The organism is Neobacillus sp. YIM B06451, assembly GCF_032667185.1.
Classification (GTDB): Bacteria; Bacillota; Bacilli; order Bacillales; family Cytobacillaceae; genus Bacillus_D.
The window spans coordinates 1-23,266 of sequence record NZ_JAVFKJ010000014.1 but is presented as its reverse complement, the minus strand read 5'-3'; the positions used below and the strand labels follow the sequence as shown (position 1 = coordinate 23,266).

The 23,266-nt window shown below is 45.3% G+C and carries 18 protein-coding genes; 1 reads left to right on the top strand and 17 read right to left on the bottom strand.

Annotated elements, in window-relative coordinates:
• Nucleotides 1–51: 51 nt before the first annotated feature.
• The 17 genes from mtaB to spoIIP all read right to left on the bottom strand — a co-directional run bounded on the left by mtaB (nucleotide 52) and on the right by spoIIP (nucleotide 22,353).
• Nucleotides 52–1,407, bottom strand: a complete 1,356-nt coding sequence (gene mtaB / locus RB160_RS18805) for a tRNA (N(6)-L-threonylcarbamoyladenosine(37)-C(2))-methylthiotransferase MtaB (RefSeq protein ID WP_316571974.1) — start codon at nucleotides 1,405–1,407, stop codon at nucleotides 52–54.
• 6 nt (nucleotides 1,408–1,413) lie between these two features.
• A complete protein-coding gene (locus tag RB160_RS18800) occupies nucleotides 1,414–2,160 on the bottom strand; it encodes a 16S rRNA (uracil(1498)-N(3))-methyltransferase (protein WP_316571973.1) in 747 nt (248 codons plus the stop codon).
• A gap of 467 nt (nucleotides 2,161–2,627) precedes the next feature.
• Nucleotides 2,628–3,569: a 50S ribosomal protein L11 methyltransferase gene (gene prmA, locus RB160_RS18795; RefSeq protein WP_316571972.1), complete on the bottom strand. Its 942-nt coding sequence runs from the start codon at nucleotides 3,567–3,569 to the stop codon at nucleotides 2,628–2,630.
• Nucleotides 3,570–3,585: 16 nt separating this feature from the next.
• On the bottom strand, nucleotides 3,586–4,722 hold the full coding sequence (gene dnaJ, locus RB160_RS18790; RefSeq protein ID WP_316571971.1) for a molecular chaperone DnaJ: 1,137 nt from the start codon (nucleotides 4,720–4,722) through the stop codon (nucleotides 3,586–3,588).
• Between the two features lie 336 nt (nucleotides 4,723–5,058).
• Nucleotides 5,059–6,897 (bottom strand): molecular chaperone DnaK, encoded by a 1,839-nt coding sequence (gene dnaK, locus RB160_RS18785; RefSeq protein ID WP_316571970.1) that lies wholly within the window; start codon nucleotides 6,895–6,897, stop codon nucleotides 5,059–5,061.
• 40 nt (nucleotides 6,898–6,937) lie between these two features.
• Nucleotides 6,938–7,510 (bottom strand): nucleotide exchange factor GrpE, encoded by a 573-nt coding sequence (grpE, locus tag RB160_RS18780; RefSeq protein ID WP_316571969.1) that lies wholly within the window; start codon nucleotides 7,508–7,510, stop codon nucleotides 6,938–6,940.
• Nucleotides 7,511–7,662: 152 nt separating this feature from the next.
• Nucleotides 7,663–8,694: a heat-inducible transcriptional repressor HrcA gene (gene hrcA, locus RB160_RS18775; protein WP_316571968.1), complete on the bottom strand. Its 1,032-nt coding sequence runs from the start codon at nucleotides 8,692–8,694 to the stop codon at nucleotides 7,663–7,665.
• A gap of 108 nt (nucleotides 8,695–8,802) precedes the next feature.
• Entirely contained in the window at nucleotides 8,803–9,948 is a 1,146-nt protein-coding gene (hemW, locus tag RB160_RS18770; protein WP_316571967.1) for a radical SAM family heme chaperone HemW, read from the bottom strand.
• A gap of 114 nt (nucleotides 9,949–10,062) precedes the next feature.
• Nucleotides 10,063–11,322 carry an MFS transporter gene (locus RB160_RS18765; protein ID WP_316571966.1) on the bottom strand — a complete coding sequence of 420 codons (1,260 nt, stop codon included), beginning with the start codon at nucleotides 11,320–11,322 and terminating at the stop codon, nucleotides 10,063–10,065.
• Between the two features lie 280 nt (nucleotides 11,323–11,602).
• Nucleotides 11,603–12,307 carry a response regulator transcription factor gene (locus tag RB160_RS18760; RefSeq protein WP_316571965.1) on the bottom strand — a complete coding sequence of 235 codons (705 nt, stop codon included), beginning with the start codon at nucleotides 12,305–12,307 and terminating at the stop codon, nucleotides 11,603–11,605.
• Nucleotides 12,308–14,938, bottom strand: a complete 2,631-nt coding sequence (locus RB160_RS18755; protein WP_316571964.1) for an ATP-binding protein — start codon at nucleotides 14,936–14,938, stop codon at nucleotides 12,308–12,310.
• Nucleotides 14,939–15,034: 96 nt separating this feature from the next.
• Entirely contained in the window at nucleotides 15,035–15,337 is a 303-nt protein-coding gene (locus RB160_RS18750) for an amino acid kinase family protein (protein WP_316571963.1), read from the bottom strand.
• 6 nt (nucleotides 15,338–15,343) lie between these two features.
• Nucleotides 15,344–16,618, bottom strand: coding sequence for a YlbE family protein (locus tag RB160_RS18745; protein WP_316571962.1), 1,275 nt, complete (start codon nucleotides 16,616–16,618; stop codon nucleotides 15,344–15,346).
• Nucleotides 16,619–16,728: 110 nt separating this feature from the next.
• Nucleotides 16,729–18,489, bottom strand: a complete 1,761-nt coding sequence (fdrA, locus tag RB160_RS18740; RefSeq protein WP_316571961.1) for an acyl-CoA synthetase FdrA — start codon at nucleotides 18,487–18,489, stop codon at nucleotides 16,729–16,731.
• A gap of 286 nt (nucleotides 18,490–18,775) precedes the next feature.
• Nucleotides 18,776–20,605 (bottom strand): translation elongation factor 4, encoded by a 1,830-nt coding sequence (gene lepA, locus RB160_RS18735; RefSeq protein WP_316571960.1) that lies wholly within the window; start codon nucleotides 20,603–20,605, stop codon nucleotides 18,776–18,778.
• A 222-nt stretch (nucleotides 20,606–20,827) separates the two neighbouring features.
• Nucleotides 20,828–21,157 carry a DUF3679 domain-containing protein gene (locus RB160_RS18730; RefSeq protein ID WP_316571959.1) on the bottom strand — a complete coding sequence of 110 codons (330 nt, stop codon included), beginning with the start codon at nucleotides 21,155–21,157 and terminating at the stop codon, nucleotides 20,828–20,830.
• Nucleotides 21,158–21,171: 14 nt separating this feature from the next.
• Entirely contained in the window at nucleotides 21,172–22,353 is a 1,182-nt protein-coding gene (gene spoIIP, locus RB160_RS18725; protein ID WP_316571958.1) for a stage II sporulation protein P, read from the bottom strand.
• A gap of 161 nt (nucleotides 22,354–22,514) precedes the next feature.
• On the opposite strand from spoIIP, the gene RB160_RS18720 reads away from it, so the two are divergent.
• The coding region (locus RB160_RS18720) for a hypothetical protein (RefSeq protein WP_316571957.1) at nucleotides 22,515–23,266 on the top strand (752 nt) is incomplete at its 3' end.

Here is a 23,266-nt window from a genome sequence, read left to right as displayed (position 1 = left end):
TTAAAAAAGGAAAGGCTGCCCCTTGATTCACACAGGGCAGCCTTTGCTGATTTATCCGATTGCTTCCTTAACTGGGGCTTCTACGTCCTCCATGACGCGGACAAACTGGCCTTCATTATAAGGATAGCCAGCTTTAGTAATTTTCACCTTTACAATCTTTCCGACCATTTCCTCGGTGGCCGGGAATACAACCTTCAGGTAATTATCGGTATAGCCGACATACAAACCAGATTGGCCGCCTTCCTTGAATTCCTCTTCCGGAATCACTTCAAGTACTTCCCCTTCAAATTGAGACGCATATTCTTTGGCAAGCTGATCCGAAAGGGCAATCAAGCGGTGGACGCGCTCATTTTTCACTTCTTCATCAACCTGGTCTTCCATCCTCGCGGCAGGGGTGCCTGTCCGCTTCGAGTACGGGAAGACATGAAGCTCGGAAAATTTATGTTCCTTGACAAAATTGTAGGTTTCCATGAACTCTTCTTCTGTTTCACCCGGGAAACCAACAATAACGTCGGACGTGACAGCAAGGCCTGGAAGTGCTTCTTTTAAACGGTCAAGCCTTTCTCCGAAAAATTCCATCGTATACTTTCGGCGCATCCGTTTCAAAACAGTATCAGACCCGGATTGCAGCGGAATATGCAGGTGGCGGACCACAAGTTTCGAATCATTGATTACCTGGATGACTTCATCGGTATTCTGGCTCGCTTCAATCGATGAAATGCGAAGGCGTTTTAACCCTTTAACCTCTGCTTCAAGATCCCTTAATAGGGCTGCCAGATTATAATCCTTCAGGTCTTCCCCGTAGCCGCCCGTATGGATGCCGGTCAGGACGATTTCCTTGTAACCGGCGTTGACAAGCTGCTGCGCCTGGCGGATAACTTCTTTCGGGTCACGTGACCTCATAAGGCCGCGCGCCCACGGAATGATACAGAAGGTGCAGAAGTTGTTGCAGCCTTCCTGGATTTTCAGCGATGCCCGTGTCCTGTCTGTAAACGCGGGAACATCCAGCTCCTCATAGACCCGGTTTTTCATAATATTACGCACGCCATTGATTGGCTGGCGCTCTTGCTTGTACTGGGCGATGTAGTCCAGCATCTTCACGCGGTCTTGTGTCCCGACAACAATGTCCACTCCCGGAATCGCCATGATTTCAGCCGGTGATGTCTGGGCATAGCAGCCGGTAACGCAAATAACAGCATCCGGGTTCTTCCGGATCGCCCTGCGGATTACCTGGCGGCTCTTTTTATCACCTGTATTCGTGACCGTGCACGTATTGATTATATATACATCAGAAGAAGACTCGAATTCAACGCGCTCGTAGCCTTCCTGTTTGAACAATTGCCAAATTGCTTCAGTTTCATAGTGGTTCACCTTGCATCCAAGAGTATGAAACGCGACTGTAGGCATGTAAACTCACCTCATTAATTCTAAATGATAGGATATCGCCGCCAGCGCATAGAGCGGGGCGGTTTCCGTCCTTAAAATTCGTGGTCCAAGACCGCAAAGCCGAAAGCCATGATCCTTAAGAAGATTGACTTCCCCTTCGGAAAGCCCTCCCTCCGGCCCAAAAACAATTAACAGGGAATCGCCGGGCTTTAATTTCGCGAGTGTTTCTGAGAACACGGAAGTTTCCCCAATCCTGCTTTCTTCCTCATATGCTACGAGCTTTGCATCATAGTTTTGGGACTCAGTGAGCAGAGTGCGAAAATCGACCGGAGCAGAAACTTCAGGCAAAATGTTGCGGTGTGATTGTTCAGCTGCTTCCTTGGCAATTTTCTGCCAACGTTCCGCCTTCTTGCCCGATTTTTTTTCGTCCAACTTTACGACGGAGCGCGCTGCGGAAAATGGGATGAACCTGTGGGCTCCCATTTCGGTTCCCTTTTGGATGATCCATTCAAGCTTGTCCCCTTTAGGAAGTCCGCTTGCAATCGCCACACGAATAGGAAATTCAGTGGTTTCATCATTCCATTTTACAACGTCCGCGGCTACCATTTCACCGGTAATTTCTGCAATTTCGCATACAGCGCTCCTCCCGCTTGGGCTGACACAAATGATTTGATCGCCTATCCCCATCCGCATCACCTTCACAATGTGGAAACGGTCATCCCCTTCCAGGATGAAGCGGTCATCTTCCATTTTTTCAACAAAATAGCGCTGCACGTGAAGCACCCCTCTGTAAGCAATATTTCTATTTTACTAAAAGTTACTAATAAAGTCACTTTATTTTGTGTGATTACAGGTGTTTTAATTGTATGAAAATTTAGATAAAGGCGAATCACTTGAAAAACGGGGCGAATAAGCTAAAAAACGGGGTGAATCGTTTTAAAAACAGGGCGAATTAGCAGTGCTCACCTTTCCGAACGATGCTCAACCCTGTTCATTGATAACTCTAAAGCCATTTTACTAACCATTCTTATTGTAAAAGAGGACCCAGAGATTTAACTTGAGGCTTCTTTGGACTCATACCCCATGATTTTTACGTTTTGTGTCCAAGCATGAGGCTTCTTTGGACTCATATGCCGTGAATTTAACAGCCTCTGCCCAACATGATGCAACCTCGACGTACAATTTCCAGTTACACAAAAAAAAGCATCCGCCTGGAAAAAGCGGACGCCTCGAGCAAAAAATTATTTCTTTTGGGCGATAATCGCAACCCAGTCTTCCATTACAATTGTTTCTACAATTGAAAAGCCTTCGTTTATGATTGCATCCTTCACCAAATCCTTTTTGGCCTGAATGATCCCAGAAGCGATGAAGGTGCCTCCTGGTTTCAGGACGCGGGCCACATCGTCTGTAAATCGCAAAATAACTTCGGCAAGAATATTGGCCACAACAACATCAGCTGAACGCTCTTCTATCCCGTCAAGCAAATTGTTCTGAGCAACCAAAACTCTGTCCTGGACCTTATTCAGCTTAATATTCAGCCTAGCTGATTTAACGGCCACTTCGTCAAGATCATACGCCTTAATGGAAGAGGCGCCAAGCAATGCCGCAGCTATGCTTAGGACACCGGACCCAGTGCCCACATCGATCACTTCATCCCCCTGCTTTACAGTCCGTTCGAGAGCCTGGATGCACATGACAGTTGTTGGATGGGTCCCTGTACCGAAAGCCATTCCCGGATCAAGTTCAATAATCAATTCATCGCTATTCACGGGTGTATATTCTTCCCACGTCGGAACTACCGTGAACCGTTCTGAAATTTTCACAGGATTGTAGTATTTTTTCCAGGCGGTCGCCCATTCTTCCTCGTTCACTTCAGAAATCGTAACTTTGTTCAACCCGATATCGATATCGTAAATGATTAGATTATTGATTGATTCCTTAATAGCTTCGACCGTTTCACCAAGGAAGCTGTTTACTGGCAGGTACGCCTTCACAATAACGCCTTCCTCCGGGTAATCATTCGGATCGAGCTGATAAATTTCCCCGAACTGATCTTCCCTTTCTTTAATAAGCTCAAATGGGTCTTCAATGACAACCCCGCTTGCCCCAGCTTCATGGAGGATATGGGAAATCGGTTCAACTGCTTCATTCGCCGTATGGATGCTGATTTCAGACCATTTCATCTTGCCTGCCCCACTCTCAATCGCCTTTGAAGGCGCGTTTTACTTTTGAAAAAAAGCTTTCTTCATGATCGCCTAGCGGCGCGTTCCCGCTTATTTCTGCAAATTCGCGAAGAAGCTGTTTTTGTTTGTCCGTCAATTTTGTAGGGGTGATAATCCTGACAATCACATGCTGGTCGCCTGTGCCATAGCCCCTGACATTCGGAATGCCTTTTCCGCGTAGACGGAATTTGGTTCCCGTTTGCGTTCCGGCAGGGATTTTTAGCTTTACTTTCCCGTGCAAAGTTGGAACTTCAATTTCATCTCCAAGCGATGCCTGGACAAATGTCAAAGGCATTTCGCAGTAGACATCGTCGCCTTCGCGCTCGAAAAACTCATGTGGCCTGACGTGGAAAACAACGTACAAATCCCCTGGTGGCCCGCCATTGACACCGGCTTCTCCCTGGCCAGCCATTCTCAGCTGTTGCCCGTCATCGATTCCCGCTGGAATTTTCACATGGATTTTCTTGCGTTTCCTTACTTTTCCTTCTCCGCCACAGGTCGCGCACTTATGCTTAATTTCCTTTCCTGTACCATTGCAGTATGAACAAACCCGACGGTTGACTATACGGCCAAATGGTGTGTTTTGTTCGACATTCAGCTGGCCAGTCCCATGGCAGTGGCCGCATGTTTCAGGGTGAGTGCCTGGCTTCGCACCCGAGCCATGGCATGTTCCACATGTTTCATCACGCGGTATTTCAATGTCTGTCTCTTTTCCGAAAGCGGCTTCCTCAAATGTCACAGTCATTGTATATTGAAGGTCCGCGCCCTGCCTTGGCGCATTTGGGTCACGCCTCCTGGCTGCCCCTCCGCCAAAAAAAGTGTTGAATATATCTTCAAAACCGCCAAAGCCGCCGCCAAAATCGGCTCCACCTCCGAAACCACCAAACCCCTGGTTCGGATCGGTATGCCCAAACTGGTCGTAGTGGGCGCGCTTTTGGTCGTCATTGAGCGTTTCATATGCCTCTTTTACTTCCTTGAATTTCTCATCGGCATTAGGTTCCTTGTTAACATCAGGATGGAGCTGTTTGGAAAGCTTCCTGTATGCCTTTTTGATTTCATCCTTGGAGGCATCCTTTCCGACTCCAAGTACTTCATAATAGTCCCTTTTGCTCATCTAACCACTCCCGAAAATCTCACATAAAAATAATTGTAGCATTCGCATGGGTGTTAAACAATATAAAGATGATTACTGCGCCAGGCATTCCACAGAAAAAGCCAAAGCCGGATATCGTGACTTTGACTTTTTCAATGTAAAAAGGAACCTCATGGCGAGACCCTTGCTTTTCTATTGTCTTGCATACGGAGCTAAACGGCTGCTTCCGCTTTTCTTTGTCCAGCTGCAGCGGCTAGGGGCTCGGGGTCTAAAGCCAATCCGTCAAGAAGGCAAAGAACGCCTTCTGGCCGTCTCGTCTTAAGCCTGTTGCCCCTGGTCAAGCCGCCTATGCTTTTCTTATTTCTCGTCTTTGATTTCTTCGAATTCGGCATCGACGACGTTGTCGTCTTTCGGGCCTGCGTTTTCAGGACCCGGATTCTGGCCTTGCTGTGCCTGCGCCTGCTTTGCTGCTTCTTCATATAGCTTTACAGAAAGGTTCTGGACGATTTCCTGCAATGCATCTTTCTTCGCGCGCATTTCATCCAGATCATTTTTCTCAATCGCGGCCTTCAGGGCATCCTTCGCTTCGTTGGCCTTTGCCACTTCGGAAGCGTCTACCTTGCCTTCAAGATCCTTTAGCGTCTTTTCAGTTGTGAAGACGAGCTGGTCGGCTTCGTTGCGGAGGTCCGCCTCTTCCTTAGCTTTCTTGTCGACTTCGGCATTCATTTCCGCTTCTTTGACCATGCGTTGGATTTCTTCATCGCTCAGGCCGGTTGAGGACTTGATGGTGATTTGCTGCTCTTTGTTCGTACCAAGGTCCTTCGCGCGGACATTTACAATACCGTTTTTGTCGATATCAAACGATACTTCAATTTGAGGGATTCCACGTGGAGCCGGAGGAATATCGGTCAATTGGAAACGCCCAAGCGTCTTGTTGTGCGCAGCCATTGGCCTTTCCCCTTGAAGGACATGTATATCGACTGCAGTCTGGTTGTCAGCGGCAGTAGAGAAAATTTGTGATTTAGAAGTAGGAATTGTTGTATTCCGTTCAATCAATTTCGTAAAAACGCCACCCATCGTTTCGATTCCAAGAGAAAGCGGGGTTACGTCGAGAAGAACGATATCCTTCACATCTCCAGAAATGACTCCTCCCTGAATGGCAGCGCCCATTGCAACTACTTCGTCAGGGTTTACGCCACGGTGTGGCTCTTTGCCGGTCGCGCGTTTGATTGCTTCCTGGACGGCAGGGATCCTTGTCGAACCTCCAACGAGAATGACTTTGTCAATTTCAGATGCAGACATTCCGGCATCGCTTAATGCCTGGCGTGTAGGCCCCATCGTGCGTTCAACAAGATCAGCAGTCAATTCATCGAATTTCGCTCTTGTCAATGTAATATCAAGGTGAAGCGGTCCTGCTGCGCCAGCCGTAATAAATGGCAATGAAATCTGAGTTGACGTAACACCTGAAAGGTCTTTCTTAGCTTTTTCGGCCGCATCCTTCAAGCGCTGAAGGGCCATTTTATCCTGTGAAAGATCAATTCCGTTTTCCTTTTTGAACTGTTCAACAAGATAATCAATTACAGCCTGGTCGAAATCATCGCCACCAAGGCGGTTATCACCAGCGGTAGCTTTTACTTCAAAAACCCCATCGCCAAGTTCAAGGATGGATACATCAAACGTACCGCCTCCAAGATCGTATACGAGGATTGTTTGGTCTTCTTCCGTTTTATCAAGGCCATAAGCTAACGCGGCAGCAGTTGGCTCGTTAATGATCCTTTCTACTTCAAGTCCTGCAATCCGGCCTGCGTCTTTCGTCGCCTGGCGCTCTGCATCGTTAAAGTAGGCAGGAACAGTGATGACGGCCTTCGTAACTTTTTCGCCAAGATAATCTTCCGCATAGGACTTCAAGTACTGAAGCAAGATTGCGGAAACCTCTTGAGGAGTGTATTTTTTCCCTTCAATTTCCACCGTATGGGTTGTGCCCATATGCCTTTTAATTGACATGATTGTATTCGCATTTGTAACAGCCTGGCGCTTTGCCACTTCACCAATCTGACGCTCGCCATTTTTAAAGGCAACAACGGATGGAGTCGTGCGGTTACCCTCCGGATTAGGGATTACTTTAGGTTCTCCCCCTTCAAGGACGGCCACACAGGAGTTGGTCGTTCCAAGGTCGATTCCAATGATTTTGCTCATAATCCTTTTCCTCCAATTCCAAATATGTAGAAAGGCAATTTTATTGATTCACTTTTACCATTGAATAACGAATTACCCTATCCTTTAGCAAATACCCTTTTTGAAACTCTTCAACCACTGTATTTGACTCATAAGCATCGTCTTCCACTTGCATGACCGCCTGGTGATAATTCGGGTCAAACGGTTTGCCCTTTGCCTCGATTGGCTCAAGGCCTTCCTTCTTCAGCGCATCCAGCAAGCCACGGTAAACCAATTCCATCCCTTGCTTCAGTGATGCGGCATGTTCACCCTCAACTTCCACGCCCAATGCTCTTTCAAAATTGTCCAGGGTTGGAAGAATATCTGAAATCAGGCTCTGTGCCCTGTATTTTTCGGCCGCTTCGGTATCAATTTTAACTCGGCGCCGGTAATTATCGAAATCAGCCTGCAGCCTAAAGTAGCGATTTTCAGCTTCCTCAAGCTTTTTTTCAAGCTCAGCACACTTTTCATCCGAAAGGCCAGTTCCTTCTGGCGCTTCAGTGCGCTCGGCAGCAGTTTCTTCAATTCCAGCCTCATTCTCTCTCTGCTCCAAATCTTCCGGCTGGGTAGTATCAGTTTTCTTTTCTTCTGTCAATTTGCTCACCTCCCTTAAAGGAACTGTCTATTTCTACTCGAATTTTCCCCAAAACATAACTTGCTAAAAAAGCCCATAATGGCCAAAGACTCGGAAAAAGGCCATTAAAAAGGGCGGGATAAGGCATCCGCCCATACTCAATATTTCCAAGGCTATTTCGTTTGATACAGCTTTGTGAGTACTGTAGACAAATCGCGGCTGATGATTTTCAGCAGGCCTACCACCCGTGAATATTCCATTCTGGTTGGCCCAAGAATCCCAATGCTTCCGAGACTTTCATCGCCCATTGTATAAGTGGCTGTAATCAGGCTGCAATTTTCCATCGCCTGGTTGTCATTTTCGCGGCCAATCCTTATTGTAATCCCAGCCGGGCTGTTTTTGATTAATTCGTAAACAGGCTGCTCCTGCTCAATCATGGACAGGAGGCTGCGTATCTTGGATATATCATTAAATTCAGGCTGGCTGAGGATATTGGTTTTGCCACCGAAAAATAATTTTTCGCTGACCGGCATTTTAAAAGCATCCGAAATGAGGTGGAGCATCAGATCATAGTTGCTAATATGCTGCCGAAGCAAAACAGCCACTTCCTTATACAGTTTATCCCGTAAATCAAGGAGTGGAACACCCGCAAGCCTTTCGTTAAGGATATTGACCATTTTTTCAAGATCTCCCGCATCGAGCGAAGCCGGAAGCTGAATCATCTTATTTTCTACATGCCCAGTATCTGTGACAATAATTGCAATCGCCGTTTCTTTGTTTAAAGGGACAATTTGAATTTTTCTCAGCCGGTTTTCCTCAACCGCAGGCCCAAGCATAATAGAAGTATAGCTTGTCATTTCTGACAGTATCATGGCGGAACGCTGGATGATTTTTTCAAATTCGAAAATCCGCTCGGCAAAAATCGACTTAATTTTGGTAAGGTCTTTCTGGTCGATTTTCTCTGGAGACAGCAGATGATCGACATAATAGCGGTATCCTTTTTCTGAAGGGATCCTGCCGGATGACGTATGAGTCTTTTCTATATACCCAAGATCCTCAAGATCCGCCATTTCATTTCGGATTGTCGCGGAACTGAATGAAATATTCCCTTTCTTTGACAAACTCCGGGAACCGACCGGCTGTGCGGACCGGATGAATTCATCAACAATGACCTGAAGAATAAGCAATTGGCGATCTGTTAACAAGTTCATCACCCCTGTTAGCACTCATTTATCCCGAGTGCTAATTCTACTAATAAAGTACCAAAACCGTCCGAACGTGTCAATGATTTCGATTCAAAATAGGATTGCCTATTACATTAAAAATGATTGAAAAACCTCGTTCCCAAGAAGCTTTCCTTTTCGAGTAAGAAAGACGCTCTCCCCTTCTGCATCGATAAGGCCATTTTTCGACAAAGTTTCAATTTGGGATTGGAAAACAGATTCAAGTGGTACACTGAATTTCTTTTCAAAATGAGCTTTTTTGACTCCATCCGACATCCTCAGGCCAAGGAACATTTCTTCTTCCATTGCCTCTTCCTTTGTTACCTCGTTTTCCTCCAAGACAGGTAGCCGCCCTTCATCAAGAGATGTCATGTACCTGTTAAGCGGTCCGATGTTGGAACGGCGGACTTTGCCAACATAACTGTGCGCGCCAGCCCCGAATCCATAGTACTCTTCATTTTTCCAATATGTTATATTGTGGAGGCTTTCAAAGCCTTTTTTCGCAAAATTACTTATTTCATATTGCCGATAGCCATGCTTAGCCATTTCATCCATTAGCAGCTCATACATCGCCGCTTCCACGTCCTCGCCAGGCAGCGGCAGTTTTCCCTTTTTCATCAGATTATAAAAAACCGTCTTTGGTTCGATGATAAGCGAATAGCCGGAAAAATGTGGAAGGCCAAGGGATAATGCCTCGGATAGCGTCTCCCTGAAATCGTCAAGCGTTTGACCAGGAAGCGCATAGATAAGGTCAACGGAAATATTTTCGAAACCTGCCCTTTTTGCATCCTCCACCGTTTTATATACATCTATCGCCCTGTGGCTCCGGCCGATTTTTTTTAGCAAATCATCGTTAAACGATTGAACGCCAATGCTTAGCCTATTTACACCACTATTTTTAAGAATGGCGAGCTTTTCATAGGAAAGATCGCCTGGATTTCCTTCAAAAGTGTACTCGATTTCCGGTGGCTTCCGAAAATGGGCGTTAATGCTTTTGCAAAGCTTTTCCAACTGGGCAACATTCAATGCTGTAGGCGTTCCCCCTCCGACAAATAGGCTTTTCATCGCCTCGGCCGGATTACCTTCAAGTGTCAGGGCCATTTCCTTATCAAGCGCTTCGAGGTATTCGTCTACCGGCTGGCCTTGAAGGAAAAATTTATTAAAATCGCAATAATGGCAAATATGCTGGCAAAAAGGAATATGGATATACGCCGCTTGCGGCGATTGTTTATACAAATGAAAACACCTCATTCTTGTAGAAAAGCTTAATACATAATACCCCATTATACTAAAAAAGAAAAAGCAGGAAACCTTTAAGGTCCCTGCTTCTAAGTACATATTTTTGAAAGATTATTTTGCTGCCGCACCTTCAATGTTAGGCCGGTTATCTTCTTTAATAAACATGACAGAAATTAAACCGATTACGAGTAGGATGCCACCAAAGTAGAATCCTGAATTCAATGAACCAGTAACATCCGTGAGCCATCCAGTGATATAAGGAGCGAGGATGGAACCGCACATACCGATAAAGTTATATAAACCAAAGGCCGTGCCTAAAGCATGCTTTGGCGCGTTATCGGCAACGACTGCCACCAGGACAGGGTTTGTGCTGATTTTACCGAAGATACCGTAACCAATTAGCGCTGCATATAAAACATACATATTGTCAAAAGCAACGATTGAAACAATCGCAATAATTGAAAGCGGAATCATAACCAGTAGGACCGGACGGCGTTTACCCATTCTGTCGGCAATCCAGCTGAAGAGAATCGAACCTGGAATGGCTGCCCATGGTACTAGTGATGATACAACAGCAACTTCTGTTCCTTTGATTCCACGTGCGTGCTCAAGGTAATAAGGAATCCATGTAACAACGACGAAGAAAGCGTAAATCGCACAGAAGATTGTAATATAAGCAAAAATAAGGTTTCTGCTGAAAAGATCTTTTACTCTTAACTTTTGGCCGCCATTTTCACTAGCTTTTGCCTCTTTTGTCTTCGGCTTATCTTTAATGACCCACCACATGGCAAGGCCGATGAGCACGACAGGGATTGCAATGACGTAGAACGGAGCTCTCCAGCTCATGCCGAGTGTATCAACAGTGTACGTTGAAATAAAATAACCTGCTGAAAGACCAAATGCCATACCGCTATTGATAATTGCGCTGCCTACAGTGATGTGCTTGGCAGGAATCGCTTCGGACGAAAGACCGTATTGCGGGCCGTAATAGAAACCTTGGAAAATACCAACCAATAGCCAGGCAAACATAAAGAATCCGAATGTTGGCATTGACCCAGCAACCGCAGCCATTATACCAAACAGAATAACACCTGGCACCAATACTTTTTTCTTGCCAATTTTATCACCGAGTATACCGGAAGGAACGTTCAACCCTGCATAGCCGATGAAGAAGATACTGCTAATTAAACCCAGTTGCGCGGCAGTTAAGCCGAATTCCACCTGTAAATCATCCATGATTGGGTTAAGTATCGCGCGTGTGGCATAGAGTGCAATCCACCCCAAGAAAAATACTGTAACTACTTTGACCCAGTAAGGAATGCCCTTTTCTTTAATCTCAGGCGTCTCATTGAGCTTTGATACTTTTTCCATTTACCTTCCTCCTAAATTAAGACGTGGCAAATGCCAGTTAAATATTATTGCATTGTTCATATTCAATATAGGATAAAGGCCATTGCAAACGAATAAAATTTGTAAGCCGTTACATTGCAAAAAGATTAAATTAGTTAAAAAGATTTAATCTATCGGCAATAGAACACACCAATTGTAAAAGAATGTAGAACAAGAAAGACACTAAGGTCCGAATCTTGAATAAAAAAGCCCGTACAGCAGCTGATGCTTGTACGGGCTTACCTGTGTCGCTAATACTTTTTTAAATACTCTTAAGCATATAGCCCAGGCCGGGATACGTTACAATATATTCTTCTTTTGAGCCAAGGGCATCTTTTAACTTTTTCCGGATCCTAGCAATGCCAACTCGCAAATAATCGATATCATCCCTATATTGGGGACCCCATACCTCGGACAGCAATGTCTCATGGGGGACAACCTTGTCCAGGTTAAGTGCGAGGATTTCCATAACGGAATATTCGGTATGGGTCAACTTAAATTCCTTTTCCCCGATCCAGCAGCGGCTGCTACCCATGTCAATTGTCAGTTCACCGGTCCGTACGGCAGAGGTTTGATTCTTTTTCGTTTCCGGATTCGCCAATTGGCTCCTCCGCAGGACAGCATTGACCCTTGCAAAAAGCTCATCGAGAGAAAATGGCTTTGTCAGGTAGTCATCAGCCCCGAAATTCAGGCCCTGCACCTTATCCTTCGGGTTGCTCCTTGCTGTGAGCATAATGACAGGCACATCCGAAAATTTGCGTAGTTTCTCCAGGACGTAGAAACCATCCTGACCAGGCATCATAATATCGAGCAGGATCAAATCGGGTGAAATAAGATCATATTTCTCGAACAACTCATCACCTGAGGTTACTGTCGAAACCTCGTAACCTATCGATTTCAAATTTGCGGAAACAAATCTAAGAATTTTCATTTCATCGTCAACGATGCAAATCCTTTGGTTTTTCACTTACTCTTCCCCTTCCTTTTCAGGAAAATATAACGTAAAGACACTGCCGTTCCCGGGCTTGCTTTCGACCTTTATTCTTCCTTCATGAGCATCCATGACCCCTTTGCATATAGCAAGGCCAAGGCCAGTTCCTCCAGTCCTTCTTGTAGCCGTTACATCTACCTGGTAAAAACGGTTAAAAATCTTTTCCAACTGATCCTCTGAAATCCCGATACCATTATCAGCGACCGAAATAGTAATAAAGCCTTCTATTTCGCCAAGGGTGATGTCGATTTTCTTAGGGCTTGAATCATTGTAGCGTAGCGCATTTGTCATTAAATTGATAAGCACCTGTTGGACACGCATTTTATCCGCAAAGAAGGTCGCACCTTCTCCAAGACGGTTCTTAAATGTAATGATAGCATCCTCCGTAAACTGCTCGGGAATCGATTCCATTGATAGTTCGATTATATGGTCCGCGCGGATCGCATTCCTCTCTACGTACATTGTACCCGAGTCTATTTTTGAAATATCGAGCCAGTCATTCACCAGGTGTTCAATCCTCTTAATATCTTCATGTACCCCTTCCAAAAGTTCCTGTTTGAATTCCGGATCCCATTCCACCTCCGAGCGAAGCAGCGTTTCGACACTGCCTTTTATGGTCGTGATGGGCGTTTTGAATTCATGGGAAGTCAATGAAATCAGGTTGTTTTTTAACAGGTCGATTTCCTCTTCCTTGGTTATGTCCCTAAGAACGAGGCCTTCGCCAATCCTCTCTTCATCAAGCATGACAGAAAAATTGTGCAGCAAATAATACTTCGGTTTTTTGGAAGCCCGCTTATATTCAAGCTTCAGTTCTCCAATGCCATCGTCAAAAAAGGCCGACAAGTCTTCTTTATCCACATCGAACAGTTGAAGGAACCGCTTAAAAACATCATCGAAAGTGGCGAGTGGATTTTCTTCACCCTCTTGTCCTCCACTATCCTCAAGGGCAACAACCTTGAGGAAGAATTCATTCACATATTCGACTTCCTTTTGGTTGTTCAAAAGCATCAGGCCTTCGGACATACTTTCAAGGACAGCCTTAAGTACGGCATGCTTGTTTCTTGTCAGTTCAAAAAGGAACTTGTTTTGGAGCATGACGGCGAGCGAGCCTGCAAATGTTCTGAGGAATTCCTGGTCACTCACTGAGATACTTTGCCTTCCCGAAAGGTCAACAACAAGGAAGCCTCGATTACTCTTGTCGATTTGGATTGGTTCCATGTACTGTTGCTCACCGGCCATGTGATCGTTCAGGTATTGCATCAAATTTTGGTTCGTATGAATCGACCTGTTGGTCACCGCCAAATCGTTAATGCAAACATGGATTGAATAGTCCATGAATTGTTCGATTTCCTGAAGGCAATATTGGATGAATTGAGCAAGGTCCTTATCGGTCGAAACCGACGTGATCAGCTTATTTACCGCTTTCAGCTCGGAATTCTTTTTTTCCAGATTGGCAGTCCGCTCCTGCACCCTCGCCTCAAGCCTTTTGTTCAGTTCAATCAAACTGCTTCTATTTTTTTCAACTTCATCAATCATATTATTAAAATAATAGAGTAGCTCTCGCATTTCCTTTGGGCCCTGAATTTTCTCGGGCTTCACATGCTTCGCTTTAAGGCCTTTCGTATAATCCTTTATGTAATCCAGCAGCCTTTGGATTGATTTTTCAAGCCTGTTCGTCAAGACAAGGGATACCCCAACCATGACAAAGGCTGTCAGGAGGAGGAACACCAGAATGGTGATAAGCGCATTTTTATACGTTTTTGTAATCGCTTCGGAAGGTTTGGCAACCCATACTGTCCAATTGAAGGGGGCCACTTTCTCATAGGTGATATAAATGTTCTCACTAGGGTTCTTCAGTTGAACAAAGCTGCTTCCCCTGTCTGCTTCGCTGGAATCTATATATCTCGCTATTTCGGATTGCGACAGGTTAACAAGTTCCCTTCTCGTATCGAAGTGGGGGTGCACAACGACATTCTTTTTCTGGTCAACGACGACCGCATAACCTTCTTCCCCAAAATTACGCCTTTGAATATGTTCTCCCAGTGCGTTCAGGTCTAGAGCGCCAAGTACATAACCAATCATCTCCCCTTTTCCATCAAACATAGGGGAGACAATCGTGACCAACAGCTTGTCGGTTCCTCCCCTTCCATGAAAAACAGGGGTGACAACTGTTTTTTTCGTCTCCAATAATTCTTTATAATACGAACGGTCACTGAAATTAAGATTTTCCCCCTTTGCTCCATCCGTATAAACCTCAGGGTAAAAAACGAGGGATTGGCCCCTTTGGTCGCCGACATACATATTCACAAAGCCTGGATAGTTCGCCTTTATATCCTTTAGCTGAGCTTGAATCTCCGCCATGTCCCCTTCTTGAAAAAGCCTGCTTGCATTCAACGCTTCTGTCTGGATAATATTCTTATGTTCTGACACATAATTGCTAATATAATCCGCGAGGTATTTTGTAGTGAGCGACTGGCTTTTTTGATTTTCTTTTACAAGGGAAGATAATTGATAAATTTGAAAAGCCCCGAGAAAAGCAATGGAAAAAAATGCGATAGTCAAAAAGGAATAAATAAGTTCTTTTTTAAACGAACGGGCTTCCCTCATTTTCACCCCTCCTCCGTTATGGATATAAAAAAGCATCCGCCCAAGCTTAAGTGTATGTTAAGCGTAGGCAGATACCATAATCTTTAGGAAATGTACTTAGTTTATAATATGCGTGCCGGCTGTCCCTTCCATTGCCAGGTCCGCATGGTCAAGCGAGCAAATAATTGCCCTGCCGCTTTGCTCGGCGAATTTGATTGCCACTTCCATTTTGGGGCCAATGCTTCCAACTGAAAATTGGTCTTCTTCAACATATTTTTTTGCTTCTTCCAACGTAACATGTGTTAGTGCCTTTTGACCAGGCTTGCCATAATTTACATAGACATTTTGGACAACGGCCAAAATCATGTAGACATATGACGTTACTTCTTCAGCAAGCCTGAAGGCACCGGTCCTTGTCAATAACTCTTAAGCTTCTTTTTCGATTAGGCCAAGCTTAATTGCATAAGCCTCAATTGCTTTTTCAAAGCATTCCTTAGGAGCACGGACAGTACCTGCTCCAATCTGGCCCACACCTGCTTTTTTGTGGGCAATCCCAGTGTTGATAATAGGCTCAATACCTGTTTCAACAACCTTCCTCGCATCGATTCCAAGACAAGCACCCTGGAAGTCCCAAGTAGGGATTGAGAAGTTGCTGTTTTGATCGATACAAATTTCCATCATTTCATTGCTAGTTGAAAGGGCATCATGGAAGCCGCCTGCGCCCACAAAACGAGTAACTCCAGGGGCTGCAATCATTGCCATGCCTCCAACGCCGAATGCTTCGGTAATCGCGCTATCACCAATATCAGGGTTTGCATCATCCTGGGAATATCCAGTAAAGAAAAGGCCTTGCGGTGTATTAACCGGAGCCGTGAACCACTCATCGCCCATTCCGCTGATACGGATTCCAAACTCTTTTCCGTTACGGGTCATAGCGGTAACAACTGTTCCGTCCTGGATTTTTCTTGCACCATCCAGAACCGCCTTGCTAGTAGCCATGGCGATGTTCAGGAAAAATTGATCTGTATCGGCAAGGAATTTAATTACTTCATTCTTTTCCTTGTTATCAATATCTAGCTGTACGATGTAAGGGCTTATTTCTTTTAGGAAAATAAGTGACGCCGCAATATTACGCTGGTGAAATTCGTCCCCCATTGTAATTGCCTTGGCAATCATTACGTTGATGTTAAGGCCAGCTTCCGTTAGCTTCAATGCTTTTGAAATAGTCGGCGCTAAAACATCCTTCATCCATTTCAGGCGGTTTACCACCTCATCGGAATAGGCCCCGAAACGAAGGACCGCCCCAATTCCCTCATTCATCGTGCAATATGCTTCATTTCCTTCAGAACGATTTTCAACGACTAGGACCGGCATGTTTGCAGATGTGATGCCACCCATCGGGCCAACAGCATTTACATGGTGGCAGGGGATGAATGTAACCTCGCCATTTTCGAGCGCGCTTCTCGCCTCTTCTTCTGTTTCAGCCCAGCCTTCGAACAGATAGGCGCCGACGCAGGATCCCTGCATCGGTCCTGTCATCTCTTCCCATTTTATTGGCGGGCCTGCATGAAGCAGGACTTTCCCTTCGTTTAATTCTTTGATTTTTTCTTTTGCCGGAACAACATCGACAAGAAATGGCGCAGATCCAGTGATTTTTTCAATGACGGCTCTGTTTGCTTCATCAATTGTTTTGAATTGCATGAGTCTTCCTCCCAGTCTTTTTTAATGGTGACTTATAAACTTGCCCGCTGATTCCCAAACAAGGGATCAAGTGAGTAAGCGCTACAGGCAAAAATCAATCGTACGCCTTCCTATCTGCGGTAATTATTTAGGAGGTTCAATATCTTTCTCATTTTTTCGTTTCCACCCGCGATTGGCCTCCAATCGAATTGTACCGCACGGCCTCCAAAGGCTGTGATTGAATCTGTAAAGCTCTTTAGCCCTACATTGATTACACTTGGTTTATTGTTAACAAGTGCTTCCATTTCCTTGGAAACTTCGAAATTGTACTCTTTTTCCTGTTTGGCGGCATCAACATGAACTTTTTCAACATCATTGATTTTCAGGCCGACAATTGCTAGTGCGGTGCGAACTGCCTGGTTGTTGCTGTCTTTAATAATAACCCCAGCTTCGGCAAGCTTTTTCCTTTGTCCCTGAAAATCTTGCGGATCATTTTCTGTACCGCATACAGAAGCTATGACATAAAGTTTACGGCCCTGCTCTTCTGCATAGGAAACCGCTTTTTTAATAGAAGGAAGGAGCGCGTCCGCCATGTCATCGTGAGAACCGTAGCCAAGAACGAAATCAAGAAGGATTACAGCTGTGTGCTCGTCTTTTGCTGCCTCTTCAATGAAGTTCGCCCGTGTTCCTGGGTCGATCATTGGGTGGGGTTTTCCTTGTGTATATTTATCGTCACCAAGGTCAACGACAACCTGGTGGCCAGTTTTCAGAACATAACCGTCTTCATTTTTAATTTCTGTTCCTAGGCCAAGGGCGTCGGAAATAAGCACAGCAGCCTCGGAAGCGAGTGTACCTCCGGAGTAGAGGCCTTTAATTGCATTTTGTTCTGGTTTTAACTCAATATGGTCCACTTCATATAATCCTGTATTATAATCGGGTTTCACTTCGTTTCCTTTTGCAAGGTCAACCGCAATCAGTGCAGTTTCTTCAAGGGTATAAGCCTGGTATACATTGCCTTCGTATTGTGTCGGTTTTTCGCCAAGGAAAATGGCGACAACCGGCTTGGAAACCGCCTGAAGCAGTTCAACAACTTCATCGCGGACTTCTTTTGCTGGCGGCTTGGAAATAATACAAATAACTTCTGTCTGCCTATGGGCTTCCAACGCACGGATTCCATCCATCATGGTGATTGCACCAATTGAACTTTTCAGGTCACGCCCGCCTGTGCCGATTGCATGGCTGACGCCTTCTCCCAGGCGGTCGATGATAGCAGATACTTCCTGGATGCCTGTTCCGGATGCTCCGACAATCCCGATTTTTCCTTTTTTTACTACATTCGCAAAAGCCATCGGAATGCCATCAAGGATTCCTGTACCGCAATCCGGCCCCATGACAAGAAGACCTTTTTCATGTGCCTTTCTCTTTAGGCGCACTTCATCTTCAATTGATACGTTGTCACTGAAAATGAATGGGTGAAGGCCAAGGTCCAGCGCTTTTTCAGCTTCTTCCGCCGCATACGTGCCAGGTACTGAAATCAATGCCACAGTCGCGTCTGGCATGGCTTTGATTGCCTTGTCCCAGGTCCGGACCGTCTCATATTCATCCCCTGCACTTGTGGTTGCCTGGTTTTGCAAGTATTCATCCACTTTTACGAGGATTTCATCAATCAGCTTTTCATCTTCTGTGTCGACAACAATCGCCATATCGTTCGGCTGAGCTGCTTCAAGTTCCTCTGTATACAATCCCGCTCCTCTGAAAATATCCTTGTTTGAAGGAGTTCCCATCATGATTTGGGCTTTGTTAACACCTTCTGTCGCGGAGATTGCATTTGTTAATAACATTAGGTTGATCGAATCCTGATAGGAGTTCTTTTTAATAATCGTATAAATCACTTTACTATCCTCCCGATTTTTTTTTGCTAATTGCCCTTTTGGATGGCGGAATAGGCCAAACCAAAGATTAGGCAAACCAAGTTCCCTACTGAAGTATAAGCCTTCTCGGATTGCAATCGAATAAAATTGTAAAGGGTTACATTGCAAAAATATTAAATCTTCGGCTTTTTCTCATCATTGTAGGAAAAAGTGCCAAGCGTTTCGTGGCAGCGGGGGGATAGTATCTTTCAAAATAAAAAAAGCAGGCACCACCTGATTTGGCGGTTGCCTGCTATCTCGTTCATGTTTACTTTTTGGTGTCATCCATTTTAAGGACAGCCATGAATGCTTCCTGTGGAACTTCAACAGAGCCAACTTGTTTCATCCGCTTTTTCCCTTCCTTTTGCTTCTCAAGAAGCTTACGTTTTCGGGAAATGTCCCCGCCGTAACACTTGGCAAGAACGTTTTTGCGAATTGCTTTTATTGTGGATCGGGCAACTATTTTTTGCCCAATGGCTGCCTGGACAGGTACCTCGAACTGCTGCCTTGGTATGAGGTCCTTCAGCTTTTCAACAATTGCCTTTCCACGTTCAAAGGAAAAGTCCTTATGGACGATGAAGCTTAAGGCATCAACCTTTTCCGCGTTCAGCAGAATATCCATCTTGACCAGCTTGGATGGCTTATAGCCAATCAGTTCATAGTCAAAGGACGCATAGCCCCTTGTATTCGACTTAAGCTGGTCAAAGAAGTCATAAACAATTTCGGCAAGCGGGATTTCATATACAATGCTGACACGGTTTTCATCCAAGTATTGCATGTCGATGAAAATACCCCGCTTATGCTGGCAAAGTTCCATAATCGCGCCGACATAATCGTTCGGTGCCATCATCGTTGCTTTGACATATGGCTCTTCGACATGATCAATTTTTTGCGGGTCCGGCATATTGGATGGGTTATCCACTTTAAGCTCGGTTCCGTCCGTCATAACAACATGATAAATTACACTCGGTGCCGTTGTAATCAGGTCGATTTTAAACTCGCGCTCAATCCGTTCCTGAATGATTTCCATGTGGAGCAGGCCTAGGAATCCGCAACGGAAACCGAATCCTAGCGCTTGGGATGTTTCAGGCTCGAACTGGAGAGCAGCATCATTTAGCTCAAGTTTTTCGAGGGCTTCGCGCAGATCGTTAAATTTTGCAGAATCAATAGGATACAATCCACAGAAAACCATCGGGTTCAATTTCCGGTAGCCTGGCAGCGGCTCAGTTACCCCGCCTTTTGCGTTCGTAATCGTATCACCGACCCTAGTATCGCTGACATTTTTAATCGAAGCGGTCAGGAAACCGACATCCCCGACTGTCAGCTCTTGGCGTGCTTCAGCTTTAGGGGCGAACACACCGACTTCGTTTACTTCGAATTCTTTCCCGGTTGCCATCATCTTGATTTTGTCGCCAACCTTGACTGTACCGTCTACGACCCTAATATAGGCAACGACGCCGCGGTATGCATCATAAAGAGAGTCGAAAATTAAGGCCTTTAATGGGGCTTCCGGATCTCCCGACGGAGCGGGAACCTGTTTGACTACCTGCTCAAGGATGTCTTCAATTCCAATGCCGGCTTTGGCTGAAGCAAGGACCGCTTCGGAAGCATCAAGGCCGATGACCTCCTCGATTTCATTACGGACTCGCTCCGGGTCTGCGCTCGGCAAATCAATTTTATTGATAACCGGAAGGATTTCCAGGTCATTATCAAGGGCAAGATAAACGTTTGCAAGCGTTTGGGCTTCTATCCCCTGCGCCGCATCCACGACAAGGATAGCCCCTTCACATGCTGCGAGGCTTCGCGAAACCTCGTATGTGAAATCGACGTGCCCTGGGGTATCGATCAAATGGAAGATATACTCTTCGCCGTCTTTTGCCTTATATTTTAACTGGACGGCGTTTAGCTTAATCGTTATTCCACGCTCACGCTCAAGGTCCATCGAGTCAAGCAGCTGATCCTTCATTTCACGTGAGGTCAATGCATTCGTTTTTTCCAAGATTCGGTCGGCAAGTGTCGACTTGCCATGGTCAATATGGGCAATAATCGAAAAGTTCCTTATTTTCGACTGCCTTTTCAAACGTTCTTCTCTATTCAATAGGGATCACTCCTGTTTTACGCACATGTAGACTATTTTTGATTATATCAGCACAAAAATCAACTTTCAATGAAAAGTGAAGGTTGCTTCGCGGAGATAGACAACGATTCTCTCTGGAAGTGGAAATGAGAGGAAAGGGCGGCATCCCTTACCGCCCGTGTAGGGAACAATACAAAAAAATATGCCCGTGCCATACATGGCCGGACAAAAAAAGATAAGGTCTTACCTTGAAAAAAATTCGAGGATTCCTTTTATCGCTCCGGACAAAACGCTTGTCAGCGCCTTGCCCATGGAAGAAAATAAATTGAAGCCTTTCGATTCTTCTGATTCCCGGGCCCTTTTATCCAAACTGATTATGGCAGCCTCTTCGCCCATAATGCCGACTTTCAATTCTTCCCGGCCATCTCTTTCAAATGAAACAGGCTGCTTATAACCCGAATCCCCGTATCCCTTAATCCGGTTGATTCCGCCATTTGCTGCCTGCATTCCCCCAAGTGCTAGAGCGAACATGATGGCGGCAAGCCCAAGCGCTTTTAATGTAAACAGCTTCATGCCGCTCCCTCCTTTTATTTTTTATCGGTCGGCTGTTCAAGCGGTTGTCCAACACTCTCAGCCTGCCAGAAGTAATCAGCGAAAACATCGGCAAACGCCTCAGCGGACCGGTTTAATTCCTCGAATGTATTATCGACTCCGCCAAATTCAATGAGGATGGCATTGCCTGATAAGTCCTGGTTGAATTTCCCATTCGTTCCCTTTCCTTTTTTTACCCACACACCGGTGCTCAGCCCTTTGTAATTCTTTTCGAGCAGCTCGTGTAGGTCTTTTGCTAATTGCAAATTCTTTTTGTAGTTTGGATTGTCGCCGCCGATAATAAATGCCAGCTTTGCATAGGAAGCACCGTTAATCAGTTTGGTTGTGTCTTTTTTCCGTTTTGAATCCCTGTGGATGTCAAAATAATATTGGTCCTTGTTCGTAGCCATCGCTTCTTTGACAATATTCCTAGCTTCCAAATACGATTGCTCATATCTCAAATTCTTGGCAAGTAGGTTTTTATTGATGTCTGTTTTATTAACAGTCGTCCCAATTCCCCTTGCTTCAAGGCTTTTTTTCAGCACATTCCCGATTTGTGTGACGTTGATTTTTGAATGGTAGGCGCTGTTTGGGTCTTTTACGCCTTTCAAATAGGGCAAATAAGACTCCCTGTTATGGGAGAAATAAATGAACACGCCCTCTTTCCATCTTGCAGATGGGGGACTATCATTTTTGCCAGTCAAGGGGATTTCGCTGAGGTTCTGAAGCGCGGCCTCCCGTTCCGCCCTCATTATTTCGATAGGCGGGGCCGACTCAATCGGCATATTCGTATAATTTGTCCCTTCCCCCGCAACGGCAATCCAGCTATCGAACAAATAAAAACCAGGCAATTCGCGGCCGAGTAGGCTTCTCGGGTCGTCTAGCTTGATATTGGCCGATACGGATAAAAAGAGATTTGCAAGCTTCGGACTCGCTCCTTTTCCATCCCGGCTCGCGAAATAATGGTTCTCCCATCCCGCGAATTGGTAAAGCAGTTCCGTATTGATTTTACCGGGCGAATGTCCGATGCCAAGGGAAGTTTGGGTATTTGCCGTACCAATGGATGCAAGAAGTCCACTCGCGGTAAAACTGCTAAGAAGGAAGATGGCCAGTAGGGCGACTCCCTTTGCCAGGCCCGTCCCTGATATGATTAGCGCATTGTTCGACCTGTGTTTCATCGTTCCACCATCCCCGCCAATTGATTTACTAGCGGTTCCAAACACGCGATGCCTGAAACCGGTTTTCTAGTAAATCCTATGACGCCGATAGAGTTGGTAGAACCTGATCCTCAGTTAATGGAGGGTTTCTGTTGCGGTTTGGCTGGTGTTAGCCGATTTGAGTGACACCTTTTCGGCTTTTGAGCAAATCTTTCACTCATTCTGATTTGAGTGACTACCCTTTCGGATTTTGCCCAAACAATGTCACTCATCCGGATTTAAGTGACTTCCTTTTCGCATTTTGCCCGAACAATGCCACTCATTCGGGTTTGAGTGACTTCCTTTTCGCATTTTACCCTAACAATGTCAATCAACGGGATTTGAGTGACTTCCTTTTCGGATTTTGCCCGAACAATGTCACTCATCCGGATTTGAGTGACTTCCTTTTCGGATTTTGCCCTAACAATGTCACTTATCCGGATTTCAGTGACGTCCTTTTCGGATTTTCCCCTAACAATGTCACTCAACGGGATTTGAGTGACTTCCTTTTCGGAGTTTGCCCGAACAATGTCACTCATCCGGATTTGAGTGACTTCCTTTTCGGATTTTGCCCTAACAATGTCACTTATCCGGATTTCAGTGACGTCCTTTTCGGATTTTCCCCTAACAATGTCACTCAACGGGATTTGAGTGACTTCCTTTTCGGATTGTGCCCAAACAATGTCACTTATCCGGATTTAAGTGACTTCCTTTTCGGATTTTCCCCTAACAATGTCACTCAACGGGATTTGAGTGACTTCCTTTTCGGATTTTGCCCAAACAATGTCACTTATCCGGATTTAAGTGACTTCCTTTTCGGATTTTGCCCGAACAATGTCACACATCCGGGTTTGAGTGACTTCCTTTTCGGATTTTGCCCGAACAATGTCACTCA

Bases quoted from the DNA above. Each gene is read 5' to 3' on its own strand.
- mtaB (WP_316571974.1), bottom strand. From the start codon at position 1,407: ATGCCTACAGTCGCGTTTCATACTCTTGGATGCAAGGTGAACCACTAT.
- prmA (WP_316571972.1), bottom strand. From the start codon at position 3,569: ATGAAATGGTCTGAAATCAGCATCCATACGGCGAATGAAGCAGTTGAA.
- dnaJ (WP_316571971.1), bottom strand. From the start codon at position 4,722: ATGAGCAAAAGGGACTATTATGAAGTACTTGGAGTCGGAAAGGATGCC.
- dnaK (WP_316571970.1), bottom strand. From the start codon at position 6,897: ATGAGCAAAATCATTGGAATCGACCTTGGAACGACCAACTCCTGTGTG.
- RB160_RS18765 (WP_316571966.1), bottom strand. From the start codon at position 11,322: ATGGAAAAAGTATCAAAGCTCAATGAGACGCCTGAGATTAAAGAAAAG.
- RB160_RS18755 (WP_316571964.1), bottom strand. From the start codon at position 14,938: ATGAGGGAAGCCCGTTCGTTTAAAAAAGAACTTATTTATTCCTTTTTG.
- RB160_RS18745 (WP_316571962.1), bottom strand. From the start codon at position 16,618: ATGCAATTCAAAACAATTGATGAAGCAAACAGAGCCGTCATTGAAAAA.
- RB160_RS18730 (WP_316571959.1), bottom strand. From the start codon at position 21,157: ATGAAGCTGTTTACATTAAAAGCGCTTGGGCTTGCCGCCATCATGTTC.
- spoIIP (WP_316571958.1), bottom strand. From the start codon at position 22,353: ATGAAACACAGGTCGAACAATGCGCTAATCATATCAGGGACGGGCCTG.